This window comes from Actinokineospora pegani, from assembly GCF_009745975.1.
Lineage (GTDB): Bacteria > Actinomycetota > Actinomycetes > Mycobacteriales > Pseudonocardiaceae > Actinokineospora > Actinokineospora pegani.
This window is the reverse complement of the sequence record NZ_WHOL01000097.1, coordinates 39448-52082: the sequence shown is the minus strand read 5'-3', so window position 1 is coordinate 52082 and position 12635 is coordinate 39448. Positions and strand designations below refer to the sequence as shown.

Here is a 12635-nt window from a genome sequence, read left to right as displayed (position 1 = left end):
GATCGGGCAGAATCATCGGTGTGAGCACCACGACCGAGGACCTGGACCTGGCCAGGGAGGGCGACGAGGGCGCGTTCTCCCGGTTGGTCGGACCGCTGCACCACGACCTGCACGCGCACTGCTACCGGATGCTCGGCTCCGCGCACGACGCCGACGACGCCCTGCAGGACGCGCTCGTGCGGGCCTGGCGGGGCCTGCCCGGGTTCTCCGGTCGCGGCACGCTGCGGTCGTGGCTCTACACCGTGGCCACCCGCACCTGCCTCGACGCCGTCGCCGCGCGCGGGCGGCGGGCGCTGCCGGTCGACCTGGGCCCGTCGAGCGCGCACGCGGTGGTCGACGACCGCCCCCTCGACGACGTGGCCTGGCTCGGCCCGTACCCCGACCAGCCCGGCCTGGCCTACGAGCAGCGGGAGTCGGTGGAGCTGGCGTTCGTGGCCGCGTTGCAGCACCTGCCCGGCAACCAGCGCGCCGCCCTGCTGCTGTTCGAGGTCCTCGGCTTCGCCGCCGCCGAGATCGCCGCCATGATGGGCACCTCGACCGCCTCGGTGAACTCGGCGCTGCAGCGGGCCCGCAAGCTGCTGGCCGACCGCGTGCCCGACCAGACCCAGCAGCGCACCCTGCGCTCGCTGGACGACACCCGGGTCCGCGGCATCGTCTCCGGCTACACCGCCGCCCTCGAGGCGGGCGACGCCGACCGGCTGGTGGCCCTGCTCACCGAGGACGTCACCTGGTCCATGCCCCCGCTCCCGCGCTGGTACCGCGGCCTCGACGCGGTCATGGACTTCGCCAGGCGCGTCCCCCTGGGCTCCTGCGGCTCCTGGCGCCACCTGGAGGTGCGCGCCAACGGCCAGCCCGCCGTCGCCGCCTACCTGCGCGCCCAGGAGGGTCAGGCCGTCCACCAGCCGTGGTCCATCAACGTGCTGACCCTCCGCGGCGACAGGATCGCCGAGGTGACCTCGTTCGTGGGCGCGGCCCACTTCGCCGCCTTCGACCTGCCCCCGCACCTGGCCTGACCGGGCCACTCCGCCAACTGGCAACTGTTCATTTGCTGACGCACAGATGTTTGTAACCTGGCGTCCCTTCCGGCTCGTTGTCTGTCATCTATGAGTGACGACCACCGTGCACGACGGCGACGGCGGGAGGGCGGACCCATGCCACACCGACAGCGCGCAGCGGCCGGGGACGAGCGGGACACCGCCGATCCCGTGCCCCGGCCGAGGCCGGGCTCGGACACGGCGCAGGTCGGCACGCGAGGAGGAGGTGCGGCCCTGGTCGCGCAGGCGGTCCCGCACACCGCGGACCCCGACAACAGGCCTGGACTGGTGCCGGGGGTGGCGCTGCGCTGGCCGCGGTGGCCCGCCTCGGTGCGGTCCGTGCCGTGGCTGCGGGGGCTGCTGTCGGACGTGGTGGCCGTGGTGGTCGCGGTGCTCGACGTGGCGCTGGTGACGCCCTCGACGGCGACCACGGCGTCGGTGTGGCTGTCGTGGCTGGCGGTGGCGGCGCTGCCGCTGCGCCGGTACGCGCCGTTCGTCGCGCTGCTGTTGATCATCCCCGGCTTCTTCTACGGGTGGGCGCAGCTCGCGGCGATGATCGCGCTGGGCACGCTGGCGATGGTCGACCGGGTGCACTGGAGGACGTGGGTCGGCTTCGCGCTGGTGTGGGCGTCGCGGTTCTCGTTGTTCCCCTGGTCGGATTTCGTGGCGCAGACCTGGCGCGAGCACGTCCTCAACGGGATCTACGGGCTCATCGTCGCCGGGATGCCGCTGGCGATCGGCCTGCTGGTCACCATGCGCGCGGAGCTGTTCGCCCGGCTGCGCCAACTCGACCGCAGCCGGGAGCGGGAGAAGCGGTTGTACGCGGCGACCGTGCGCTCGGCGGAACGGGCCAAGCTCGCCCGCGAGATGCACGACGTGGTGTCCCACCAGGTCACGCTGATCGCGATGCAGGCGGGGGCGCTGCAGGTCTCCGCGGCGGACGCGGAGTCCCGGGAGGCCGCGGAGACGATCCGCGTGCTGAGCACCCGCACCCTCGAGGAGCTGCGCGAACTGGTCGGCGTGCTGCGCTCCGGCGGCGACGAGGAGGACGCCCAGCCCGGCCTGGAGGAGGTCAGCGACCTGGTCCTGGCCGGCGACGTCCGGATCAACCTGGCCATCGACGTCTCCCCCGAGCAGCTCCCCGGCCCGGTGTCGCGCGCCGCCTACCGCACGGTCCAGGAGGCGCTGACCAACGTCCGCAAGCACGCCGCGGGCGCCCGCACCTCCGTCCGCGTCCGAACCGAGGCCGACACCCTCCACGTCGACATCCGCAACGACCGCCCCCGCCGCCGCCGCGCCCCCACCCTCCCCTCGGGCGGCCACGGCCTCGTCGGCCTCCGGGAACGGGCCACCCTCCTCGGCGGCACCTTCAGCGCGGCCCGGACCCCGGAGGGCGGCTTCACCGTCTCCGCCACCTACCCCCTGGTCTGACCGGCCACCGCCGACAGCGCTCCGCACGGCGGGGCCTGCGGTGGGCGACTCGCCACCGACCGTGCAGTCTCCTCGGTGTGGTGGATCCATGGCGGGGAACGTGGCGGGCCGCTGCGGGCGATAACGGGTATGAGGACGACGAGCGACCTGGTCGGGGAGACGTTCCTGGTGGCCACGCAGACGCGGCCGGGTACGACCCGCGGGGTCCTGGCTGTACGGGATCGCCACCAACCTGCTGCGCGGGCACCTGCGGCAGGAGCTGTGCGGGTTGCGCGCGGGGGCGCGGGCCGCTCCGAGAGGGCGAGGGCCACGAGGAGCACGGTCCGGTCCCGTCTGCACCGGGCCCGCGCCCGGTTGGGCGACCACGAGTCGGACACCGAGAACACGAGGACTGGCGATGAGTGACGACTTCGACCACACCTGGACCGAGGGCGAGCTCGACTCCGCGCTGGCGGAGTTCACCGCGGGCGTCGGCACCGACGAGCCGGTGCTGGCCCGGGTCCGGGCGGCGCTGGTGGCCTGTGCCGACCAGCAGGGCGATCGGCACGGGGCCAGGACGCGGAGGCGGTCCCGGCGGGCGTGCTCTCGGGGGACGAGGCCCAGTCGAGTCGGGCCGGACCACGGGGGCCGGGGTGGCCCGGCAGGCGGTTGCTGGCCGCGGTGGGCGTGGTGGTGGCGGACGCGCTGATCGCGCAGACCGTGTCGTTCGGCGGCCCGGCGCCCGCGACCGCGGCCACCCTGGTCCAGGCGGCGGACAGGGTGGCGGACGCGGTCGACGAGCCGATCGAGCCCGGCCGGTACCGCTACGTCGCCGCCTGGCCTGGTGGATGGCCTCGGCGACCGCCCAGGACGGCACCAGGTTCGCCCGCTTGGTGGAGAACCTGGTGCAGACCTGGGCCCCGGCCGACCCGACCGAGCAGTGGTTGGCACGCGGGGACGTGACCGGCGACCAGCGCTGGGTGCTCGGCACCGAGGAGCAGGCGCGGGCGGCGGGCGTGGCCACCACCAACACCTGGCCCGAGGGGGACGAGCGCGCTCGCTGCGGCGACTTCTCCGTCGAGCCCGCCCAGCAGTGCCGCGAGCCCGGCGGTTGGCGGCACCCGACGGCCGAGTGGCAGGCGGGCCGCCCACCGACCCCGACGAACTGCTCGAACGCCTGCGGGACGACCTTCCCCCGGCGGGGACGCCTCCCCCGAGGCGCGGATGTTGGACCAGGCCGCCACCGCGCTGCGCAGCGGCCTGGTGGGCGGGGACGTGCGGGCCAGGCTCTACCAGGCGCTGGCGCGGCTGCCCGGTCTCCAGGTGGTCGACCGGCAGGCGGCCTCGACGGCCGGACCGGCACCGCGCCGGGCGTGGACGACGGCCACGTGCGGCAGGAGATCATCATCGATCCGGGCACCGGCCGGTTCATCGGCGAACGCCGGGTCGCCACCCGCGACGTCGACGGGCTCACGGCGGGGACCGTCCTGACCTCCACCTCGGTGGAGATCGGCATCGGAGTCGAGCCTGGCCCCTGACCGACGACCTGGGGGTGCGGCGTGCACATCAGAATGATGGATGAAGGGTTCGTGTCGGTGTTCGAACGCATTCGACTGGCGGTCGAATCAGCGCTCAGGTTTCTTTCCGACCCGCTCATGGCGGGCGGTGTGTGCGTTGGCGCAGCCCGGCGTGGTCGCGCTGGACCAGCCGAGCTGGGTCAGCCGCTGACGCACCGCGGCCTGTGCGAGACGCAGGACTTCCTCAACAACACGGCGGGCTCTCTGGTGGCCGCCTGCGTCACGGCTGGCGCTGTGGGAGCGGCGCGCGCCGTCGTCGACGGCGCGGTGACGGTGCGGCGGAGCCGTGGACCTCGAAGAGGCCCGCGGCTCCGCCCGCGTGCCGATTTACAGCTCGCGCTTGGCCCGGAGCTTCGCCAGCGCCTCGGCCAGGATGGCCTCGCCATCCTCGTCCGAGCGGCGCTCCTTGACGTAGGCCAGGTGCGTCTTGTAGGGCTCGTTGCGGGGAGCCTTGGGCGGCGCCTGCTGGTCGAGGCCACCGGGCAAGCCGCACCGGGGGCAGTCCCAGGAGTCGGGCTTCTCGGCCTCCACGGCGAACGACGGGCGCGACTCGTGCCCGTTGGCGCACCAGTAGGACACCCGCTGCCGTGGCGCGGACTCGCCGCGCTCGGACTCACCCATGGGACCAGCACCGACCCGGGTACCCCGGATCGCGTTACCACCGGCCATTGATGTACACACCCCCACCGCGTGATGCGGTCCGACGCTCACCCACGCCGGACCTCTTCCGGAGTAAACACACCGATCCCCGGGACGGGCCCGGGGATCGGCAGCGAACTAGCTGATCTTGACCAGCAACCCGAGGCCGACGACGCAGATGATCCAGATCGCCCCGACGAACAGGGTGATCCGGTCGAGGTTCTTCTCCACGACACTCGACCCGGAGAGGCTGGACTGCATGCCACCACCGAACAGCGAGGACAGACCGCCGCCACGACCGCGGTGGAGCAGCACCAGCAGGATCAGCAACAGGCTGGTGACGATGAGCGCGATCTGCAGGATCAGGACAACAGACATTTCACCCTCGCTGTCGGGACAGTGGAAGCCCTAGGTTACCCGGTCACCCCTGTGGGATCGACCACCGCCCCGCGCCGCGCCGACGTCGTTTCCCGGGCCACGGGCGAGAGCGCGGGCGGTCGCCCGCGCCCATGACCACTTCCCGCCGGATCCGCCCGGTCGACCCCGGTTGGTCTGGACCATTCGAGCGAATTTGTTGTGTTTCCAAACAAACAATGCCGACAATCGAGCCCCCTGCACGACCCGTCACGACAAAGGAGTCGGCCCGATGATCAACCGGAGGAAGTTCCTCGGCGGCGTGGCCGTCGCCGCCGCCAGCGCCCCGTTCCTCGGCCCGGCGGTGGCCGCGGGCGCGGGCGGCGCGGTGTCCCCCCGCGCCGCCCTGCCCATCCGCCTGGTCAACCGCACCGGCGCGCACGCGGGCGCGACGCTCTTCGCCTACGTCGTGGGCACCGACCTGGCCACCGGGCGCCAGTCGCGCGTGACCGCCGACGGACGACTCGTCCCCATCTCGACGGCGGACAACGGCAGCGACGGCTACACCGATTACGCGCTGGCCGTGCACGGCGAGCTGACCGTCGCCCTGCCCCAGGGCATGTCCGGCCGGATCTACCTCTCGGTCGGCGAGAAGCTCAAGTTCAGGGCCAACCAGGGCGACACGCTCGCCTACCCGGCGGGCTGGGTGCCGACCGACCCGAACCACGGCGTCCTGCACGACTGCGTCGAGTTCACCCACAACGACACCGGCATGCACTGCAACACCACGATGGTCGACATGCTCTCGGTGCCGCTGTCGATCGACCTCGTCGGCGAGCGCACCCAGTCCACCGGCCGCCTGGCCGACGGCGGCCGGGCGCGGGTCTTCGAGTCGCTGCGCGCCCAGGCGGGCTTCTCGGACCTGGTCGTCGACGACGTCCGGGTCATCGCACCCGGGCACGGCCTGGACTCGGGCAGGTTCGACGCGGACTTCCTCGCGGGCCACATCGACGAGGTCTGGGCCCGCTACGAGACCCAGGACATGGTCGTCAACGCCAACAACACGACCTTCACCGGCCGGGTCCAGGGCGGGCGCCTCGTCTTCGACAACGGCGTCAAGCCCTTCGCCAAGCCGACCACCCGCGACGCCCTGTTCTGCGACGGGGCGCTGGCCGCCCCCAACGACGGCGTCACCGGCCCGGTCGCGGCGGTCCTGGGCGCGGGCCTCAACCGGGGCGTCCTGCTGACCACCCCGAACCAGCCGGTGACCGACGCGGGCGCCTACTACAAGATCGGCCCCAGCAACCACTACTCGCGGGTCATGCACGAGAACACCACCGACGGCAAGGCCTACGGCTTCGCCTTCGACGACGTCTGCGAACACGCTTCCTACATCGAGGACCACTCCCCCACCGCCATGACGGTCACCGCCACGGCCTTCTGACCGCCGCCTCGACCGGTGGCACCATGCCACCGGTCGAGGGGGAGGCGTCGTGGGGCGGCAGTCCGGGTGGTTGGGGGCGGCCTTCGGGGTCAGCACGGCGGACATCGCGTTCGAGTCCGCGAGCGGCGCGTGCCTCAAGTCCCTGGCGCCGCCGCGCGCCAATGGGTGCTCCAAGTCCACGACCTGGACCGCGACCACCCTCGGCCCGCCGCTGGGCGGCGCGCTGATCGGGGTCTTCGGCCCGGTGGTCGCGATGGTCGTCAACGCCGCCAGCTTCGTGTTGTCCGCGGCGGGCATCCGCGCCATCGGCCGCGACGAGCCGCCGCCTGTCGCGGCTGGCCTCGCCGCTGGCGCGGCGGTTCGGGCAGCACCGGGTGCTGGTGGGGGCGCTGCGGGGGTCTGGTCGGGGGGCCCGCGTTCGTCGGGCCGGGGACAGCGGGACTGGCGCTGGTGATCGCCATGCAGTTCGTCTTGCCGGCGGCCACCGCGCTGCTGCTCCCGCGCCGGGCTCGCGGACCGGAGCTGTCCGGATGAGTGTCTACGGTCCGGTCCATGCTCACCCCGTTCCGCATCGACGTCCCGCAGGCCGATCTCGACGACCTGCACGCCCGGCTCGCCGCCGCCCGCTTCCCGGCCGAGTTGCCCGGCGTCGGCTGGGACCGCGGCGTCCCCGTCGCCGTGCTGCGCGAGCTCGCCGAGCACTGGCGCACCGGCTTCGACTGGCGCGCCCGCGAGGCCGAGATCAACGCCCACCCCCAGTTCCGCACCGAGGTCGACGGCCAGACCGTCCACTTCCTGCACGTGCGCTCCCCCGAGCCCGACGCCCGCCCGCTGCTGCTCCTGCACGGCTGGCCCGGTGGCGTCGTCGACTTCCTCGACGTGCTCGGCCCGCTGTCGGACCCGCGCGCCCACGGCGGCGACCCCGCCGACGCCTTCCACCTGGTCGTCCCGTCGCTGCCCGGGTTCGGCTTCTCCACCCCGCTCGCGGGCCCCGGCATGGGCGCGGCGCGGATGGCCGGGGTGCTCGCCGAGGTCATGGCCCGCGTCGGCTACGACCGCTACGGCGTGCAGGGCTACGACACCGGTTCCTGGGTCGCGCCCGAGCTGGGGCGGCTCGCGCCGGACCGGGTCGTCGGTGTGCACCTCAACGCCGCCATCGGCTTCCCGGACGGCTCCGACGGCGAGTTCGACGGGCTCACCGCCGCCGACCAGGCGCGGTGGGAGCGGATGCGGGACTTCAACGACGGCTACTTGCGGTGCAACGCCAAGCGGCCGCAGACCGTGGCCTACGGCCTGCACGACTCGCCCGTCGGGCAGCTCGCCTGGATCGCGGAGAAGTTCCACGAGCTGGCCGCGGTCGAGGTCGACCGGGACCGGGTGCTGACCGACGTGGCGATCTACTGGTTCACCGGGACGGCCGCGTCGGCGGCGCAGGTCTACTACGAGGAGATCTCCGCGAAGGAGTGGGGCGACACCGTGCGCGGGACCGTGCCGACCGGCGTCCTGGTGTCGGCCCACGACGTGACCGTCCGGCCGTGGGTCGAGCGCGACCACCACGTCGTGCGCTGGACGGAGGTCGACCGGGGCGGGCACTTCCTCGCGCTCGAGGCCCCGGACGTGCTGGTCGACGACGTGCGCGCGTTCTTCCGGGCGCTCTGAGGCGGAAGGGGGCGCACGGCGAGCCGTGCGCCCCCGCCCAGCGGAAACCCCTACGGCAGCGGTCCACCCGCGGCCAGCGCGCACAGCTTGGTGAACTCGTCGGCCTGCAGGCTCGCGCCGCCCACCAGGGCGCCGTCGATGTCCTCCTGGGCGACGAGCTCGCCGATGCTGCCCGACTTCACCGAGCCGCCGTAGAGGACGCGGACGGTGCCCGCGACCTCGTCGCCGTACTTCTCGGTGAGGGCGCCGCGCAGGGCCCTGCACACCTCCTGGGCGTCGGCCGCCGTGGCGACCTTGCCGGTGCCGATGGCCCAGACCGGCTCGTAGGCCACGACGACCTTGGCCACCTGGTCGGCCTTGAGGCCCTTGAGCCCGGCGAGCAACTGCTCGACGCAGTGCTCGACGTGCCCGCCCGCCTCGCGGACCTCCAGCCGCTCGCCCAGGCACAGGATCGGGGTGATCCCGTGCTTGAGCGCGGCCTTGACCTTGCTGTTGACCAGCTCGTCGGTCTCGGCCTGGTACTCGCGGCGCTCGGAGTGCCCGACGGTGACGTAGGAGCAGCCCAGCTTCGCCAGCATCGGCCCGGAGACCTCGCCGGTGTAGGCGCCGGAGTCGTGCTTGGAGATGTCCTGCGCGCCGTAGCGCAGCTTGAGCTTGTCACCGTCCACCATGGTCTGGATCGACCGGATGTCGGTGAACGGCGGCAGCACGGCCACCTCGACCTTGGCGTAGTACTTCTCGGGCAGCGCGAAGGCGATCTTCTGCACCAGGGCGATGGCCTCGAGGTGGTTGAGGTTCATCTTCCAGTTGCCCGCGATCAGGACCTGCCTGGCCATCAGCCCTCCAGCACAGCGACGCCGGGGAGGTCCTTGCCCTCCAGGTACTCCAGCGACGCGCCGCCACCGGTCGAGATGTGCGAGAACCCGTCCTCGGGCAGGCCGAGCAGGCGCACCGCCGCGGCCGAGTCGCCGCCGCCGACGACCGAGTACGCCGGGGAGTCCACGATGGCCTGGGCCACGCCGCGGGTGCCCTCGGCGAACGGGGCCAGCTCGAACACGCCCATCGGGCCGTTCCAGAAGATCGTCCCCGCGCCCGCGATGACGTCGGTGTACCGGTCGACGGTGATCGGGCCGATGTCCAGGCCCTTCCAGCCCTCGCGCATGTTCGCGACGAGGACGGTCTGGGTGCTCGCCTCGGCGGAGAAGTCGTCGGCGATGACCACGTCGGCCGGGAGCAGGATCTTGCCCGGGTTCTCGGCGAGCAGCCGCTTGCAGGTGTCGATCATGTCCGACTCCAGCAGCGAGTCGCCCACCCCGAGGCCCTCGGCGGCGAGGAAGGTGAAGCACATGCCGCCGCCGACGAGGATCGCGTCCACCTTGGGCAGCAGCGTCTCGATGACCGCGAGCTTGTCCGACACCTTCGACCCGCCCAGCGCGACCACGTACGGCCGCCTCGGCTCGCCCGCGAGCTGGCGCAGCACCTCGACCTCGGCGAGCACCAGGCCACCGGCGTACGCGGGGAGCTTGGCGGCGATGTCGTAGACCGAGGCCTGCTCGCGGTGCACGACCCCGAAGCCGTCGGAGACGAACACGTCGGCCAGCGCGGCGTACCGGTCGGCCAGCGCGGCGCGCTCGGTGGCGTCCTTGCTGGTCTCGCCCGGCTCGAAGCGCACGTTCTCCAGCAGCGCCACCGCGCCGTCGGGCAGCGAGGCCACGGTGGACACCGCGGAGTCGCCGACCACGTCGGTGGCCAGCGCCACCGGTGCGCCCAGCAGCTCACCCAGCCGGGTGGCGACCGGGGCCAGCGAGAACTTCGGCTCCGGCTCGCCCTTCGGCCTGCCCAGGTGCGCGGCGACGACGACCTTCGCGCCCGCCTCGGCGAGCGCCCGGATCGTCGGCAGCGCGGCCTTGATCCGGCCGTCGTCGGTGATCCTGGAGCCGTCGAGGGGCACGTTCAGGTCGGCGCGCACGAACACGCGGCGACCGGCCACCCCCTCGTCGATGAGGTCCTTGACCGTCTTCATGCGCGCGCCCTCAGAGCTTGGAGGCGACGAGCGCGGTCAGGTCGGCGAGGCGGTTGGAGTAGCCCCACTCGTTGTCGTACCAGCCCACGACCTTGACCAGGTTGCCGGTGACCTTGGTCAGCGGCGCGTCGTAGATGCACGACGCCGGGTCGGTGACGATGTCCGAGGAGACGATCGGGTCGGTGTTGTAGCGCAGGATCCCCTTGAGCGGGCCCGCGGCGGCGGCCTGGTAGGCCTGCTGCACCTCGTCCAGGGTGACGTCGCGGGACAGGGTCACCGTCAGGTCGGTGGCCGAGCCGGTCGGCACCGGCACGCGCAGCGCGTAGCCGTCCAGCTTGCCCTTGAGGTCGGGCAGCACCAGGCCGATCGCCTTGGCCGCGCCGGTCGAGGTCGGCACGATGTTCAGCGCGGCGGCCCGCGAGCGGCGCAGGTCCTTGTGCGGCGCGTCCTGCAGGTTCTGGTCCTGGGTGTACGCGTGGATGGTCGTCATCAGGCCGCGCTCGACCGTGAACGAGTCGTGCAGCACCTTCGCCAGCGGGGCCAGGCAGTTGGTGGTGCAAGAGGCGTTGGAGATGACGGTCTGCGAGCCGTCGTACTGGCCCTCGTTCGCGCCCAGGACGACGGTCAGGTCCTCACCGGAGGCCGGGGCGGAGATGATGACCTTCTTGGCGCCACCCTCGTCGACGTGCTTGCGCGCGTCGGCGGCCTTGGTGAAGAACCCGGTCGACTCGACCACGACGTCGACGCCGAGGTCCTTCCAGGGCAGCTTGCCCGGGTCGCGCTCGGCGAGGGCCTTGATGGTGTGGTCGCCGACCTTGATGCCCTCGTCGGTCACCGACACGTCCTCGGGCAGCCTGCCGAGGATGCTGTCGTACTTGAGCAGGTGGGCCATGGTCGCCACGTCGCCGAGGTCGTTGAAGGCCACGATCTCGATGTCGTGCTCACTGGCCGCGACCGCCCGGTAGAAGTTGCGACCGATCCGACCGAACCCGTTGACACCTACGCGAACCGTCACCTGCGTCTCCTCTTTGCGACTGGGTGCGTGCAACAAACCTTGCTTGACCGGAAACCCTAGCGTCCACCCGCCCGTCCGCAGGCCACGAGGTCAGCGGTCTCTCTTTATCGAATCAGATCGGCGTGGAGATCACCATGCGCGACCCACCGCCCCCGGTATTTCATCATCCCCCGACAGCGCGGCGCTCTCCTGGGAAAAGCGGAGCGGGGTCCACCGGCCCCCACGCCCGGCGAACCCCGCTCCGTCTCCCCCATACCCCGGGTGCCCCTCCCCCAAGCGGCACCCGAGCCCCCATCGCCTGACAAGAGGCGGGGGCGGGGGTGCCAGATACAAGGTGAGACCCAGTTCACAAATTGGCGGTGGGGTGGGAGTATCCCGGCACGAGCGGGGCCGGTCAGGCGTGTGCGGTCACCTCGTCCGCCGCGGTCGGGGATCGGCTGAGCTGGTCAGGCGTCGGCCTCGAGCATGTCGGGCGTCACCGCTGACTCGGTGTCGGGGAGGCCGAGGTCGCGGGCGCGTTTGTCGGCCATGGCCAGGAGGCGGCGGATGCGGCCCGCCACGGCGTCCTTGGTCATGGGGGGTTCGGAGAGCTGGCCCAGCTCCTCGAGGGAGGCCTGCTTGTTCTTCAGGCGCAGCTCACCCGCGGCGGTCAGGTGTTCGGGGGCCTCCGGGCCGAGGATCTCCATGGCGCGCTGCACCCGCGCGGCCGCGGCCACGGCGGCCCGGGCGGAGCGGCGCAGGTTGGCGTCGTCGAAGTTGGCCAGGCGGTTGGCCGTGGCTCGGACCTCGCGGCGCATGCGGCGTTCCTCCCAGGCCAGCACGCTGGAGTGGGCGCCGAGGCGGGTCAGCAGGGCCGAGATGGCGTCGCCGTCGCGGACGACCACGCGGTCGGCGCCGCGGACCTCGCGGGACTTGGCCTGCACGCCCATGCGGCGGGCGGCGCCGACGACGGCCAGGGCGGCCTCGGGGCCGGGGCAGGTGATCTCCAGGGCCGAGGAGCGGCCGGGCTCGGTGAGCGAGCCGTGGGCCAGGAACGCGCCGCGCCAGGCGGCCTCGGCGTCGCAGACGCCGCCGGAGACGACGGGGGCGGGCAGGCCGCGCACCGGGCGCCCGCGCGGGTCGATCAGGCCGGTCTGGCGGGCGAGGCCGTCACCGTCCTTGACCACGCGGACGACGTAGCGGGTGCCCTTGCGCAGGCCGCCGGAGGTGATGACGTGCACGTCGGCCTGGTGGCCGTACAGGTCGTGGATCTCCTTGCGGAGCCTGCGCGCGACCGACCCGGTGTCCAGCTCGGCCTCGACGACCACCCGGCCCGCGACGATGTGCAGGCCGCCCGCGAACCGCAGCAGGGAGGACACCTCGGCCCGCCTGCAACAGGTCTTGGACACCGTGAGCCTGCTCAGCTCGTCCTTGACTGCGGCTGTCATCGCCACTGGTCCTCCTCTCCCTGCCCGGTCGGGCGCGCGTCGCGGGGCACTAT

The 12635-nt window shown here is 72.8% G+C and carries 13 protein-coding genes; 7 read left to right on the top strand and 6 right to left on the bottom strand.

Annotation, left to right across the window (positions count from 1 at the left end):
• Positions 1 to 20: 20 nt before the first annotated feature.
• The 4 genes from GCL84_RS17105 to GCL84_RS17090 all read left to right on the top strand — a co-directional run bounded on the left by GCL84_RS17105 (position 21) and on the right by GCL84_RS17090 (position 3982).
• Positions 21 to 1013 carry a sigma-70 family RNA polymerase sigma factor gene (locus GCL84_RS17105; protein WP_407924404.1) on the top strand — a complete coding sequence of 331 codons (993 nt, stop codon included), beginning with the start codon at positions 21 to 23 and terminating at the stop codon, positions 1011 to 1013.
• Positions 1014 to 1151: 138 nt separating this feature from the next.
• Positions 1152 to 2465, top strand: coding sequence for a sensor histidine kinase (locus tag GCL84_RS17100; RefSeq protein ID WP_156756473.1), 1314 nt, complete (start codon positions 1152 to 1154; stop codon positions 2463 to 2465).
• A 397-nt stretch (positions 2466 to 2862) separates the two neighbouring features.
• Positions 2863 to 3153, top strand: coding sequence for a hypothetical protein (locus tag GCL84_RS17095; protein WP_156756472.1), 291 nt, complete (start codon positions 2863 to 2865; stop codon positions 3151 to 3153).
• 139 nt (positions 3154 to 3292) lie between these two features.
• Positions 3293 to 3982, top strand: a complete 690-nt coding sequence (locus GCL84_RS17090; RefSeq protein ID WP_156756471.1) for a hypothetical protein — start codon at positions 3293 to 3295, stop codon at positions 3980 to 3982.
• 366 nt (positions 3983 to 4348) lie between these two features.
• Here GCL84_RS17090 and GCL84_RS17085 read toward each other — a convergent pair whose 3' ends face one another.
• A complete protein-coding gene (locus tag GCL84_RS17085) occupies positions 4349 to 4690 on the bottom strand; it encodes an RNA polymerase-binding protein RbpA (protein ID WP_156756470.1) in 342 nt (113 codons plus the stop codon).
• A 108-nt stretch (positions 4691 to 4798) separates the two neighbouring features.
• Positions 4799 to 5038, bottom strand: coding sequence for a preprotein translocase subunit SecG (secG, locus tag GCL84_RS17080; protein ID WP_156756469.1), 240 nt, complete (start codon positions 5036 to 5038; stop codon positions 4799 to 4801).
• A 268-nt stretch (positions 5039 to 5306) separates the two neighbouring features.
• Between secG and GCL84_RS17075 the strand changes: the two genes are divergently transcribed.
• The 3 genes from GCL84_RS17075 to GCL84_RS17065 all read left to right on the top strand — a co-directional run bounded on the left by GCL84_RS17075 (position 5307) and on the right by GCL84_RS17065 (position 8117).
• Complete coding sequence (locus GCL84_RS17075; protein ID WP_156756468.1) at positions 5307 to 6458, top strand: beta-1,3-glucanase family protein; 1152 nt, start codon at positions 5307 to 5309, stop codon at positions 6456 to 6458.
• A gap of 49 nt (positions 6459 to 6507) precedes the next feature.
• The gene (locus GCL84_RS30995; RefSeq protein ID WP_197523313.1) at positions 6508 to 6912 is read left to right on the top strand and encodes an MFS transporter; all 405 of its coding nucleotides are present in this window, start codon (positions 6508 to 6510) and stop codon (positions 6910 to 6912) included.
• Between the two features lie 98 nt (positions 6913 to 7010).
• Positions 7011 to 8117 carry an epoxide hydrolase family protein gene (locus GCL84_RS17065; protein WP_156756467.1) on the top strand — a complete coding sequence of 369 codons (1107 nt, stop codon included), beginning with the start codon at positions 7011 to 7013 and terminating at the stop codon, positions 8115 to 8117.
• Between the two features lie 50 nt (positions 8118 to 8167).
• Here GCL84_RS17065 and tpiA read toward each other — a convergent pair whose 3' ends face one another.
• From tpiA to whiA, 4 genes are all read right to left on the bottom strand, one after another.
• Positions 8168 to 8953 (bottom strand): triose-phosphate isomerase, encoded by a 786-nt coding sequence (gene tpiA, locus GCL84_RS17060; protein WP_156756466.1) that lies wholly within the window; start codon positions 8951 to 8953, stop codon positions 8168 to 8170.
• Complete coding sequence (locus GCL84_RS17055; RefSeq protein ID WP_156756465.1) at positions 8953 to 10140, bottom strand: phosphoglycerate kinase; 1188 nt, start codon at positions 10138 to 10140, stop codon at positions 8953 to 8955. Before GCL84_RS17055 ends, tpiA begins: the two co-directional genes overlap by 1 nt.
• 10 nt (positions 10141 to 10150) lie before the next feature.
• Entirely contained in the window at positions 10151 to 11155 is a 1005-nt protein-coding gene (gene gap / locus GCL84_RS17050) for a type I glyceraldehyde-3-phosphate dehydrogenase (protein WP_156756464.1), read from the bottom strand.
• Between the two features lie 446 nt (positions 11156 to 11601).
• Positions 11602 to 12588: a DNA-binding protein WhiA gene (whiA, locus tag GCL84_RS17045; RefSeq protein WP_156756463.1), complete on the bottom strand. Its 987-nt coding sequence runs from the start codon at positions 12586 to 12588 to the stop codon at positions 11602 to 11604.
• Between the last annotated feature and the right edge of the window lie 47 nt (positions 12589 to 12635).

Excerpts from the sequence above, each read along its gene's own strand:
- GCL84_RS17100 (WP_156756473.1), top strand. The coding sequence starts at position 1,152 with ATGCCACACCGACAGCGCGCAGCGGCCGGGGACGAGCGGGACACCGCC.
- GCL84_RS17095 (WP_156756472.1), top strand. The coding sequence starts at position 2,863 with ATGAGTGACGACTTCGACCACACCTGGACCGAGGGCGAGCTCGACTCC.
- GCL84_RS17090 (WP_156756471.1), top strand. The coding sequence starts at position 3,293 with ATGGCCTCGGCGACCGCCCAGGACGGCACCAGGTTCGCCCGCTTGGTG.
- GCL84_RS17085 (WP_156756470.1), bottom strand. The coding sequence starts at position 4,690 with ATGGCCGGTGGTAACGCGATCCGGGGTACCCGGGTCGGTGCTGGTCCC.
- secG (WP_156756469.1), bottom strand. The coding sequence starts at position 5,038 with ATGTCTGTTGTCCTGATCCTGCAGATCGCGCTCATCGTCACCAGCCTG.
- GCL84_RS17075 (WP_156756468.1), top strand. The coding sequence starts at position 5,307 with ATGATCAACCGGAGGAAGTTCCTCGGCGGCGTGGCCGTCGCCGCCGCC.
- GCL84_RS17065 (WP_156756467.1), top strand. The coding sequence starts at position 7,011 with ATGCTCACCCCGTTCCGCATCGACGTCCCGCAGGCCGATCTCGACGAC.
- tpiA (WP_156756466.1), bottom strand. The coding sequence starts at position 8,953 with ATGGCCAGGCAGGTCCTGATCGCGGGCAACTGGAAGATGAACCTCAAC.
- GCL84_RS17055 (WP_156756465.1), bottom strand. The coding sequence starts at position 10,140 with ATGAAGACGGTCAAGGACCTCATCGACGAGGGGGTGGCCGGTCGCCGC.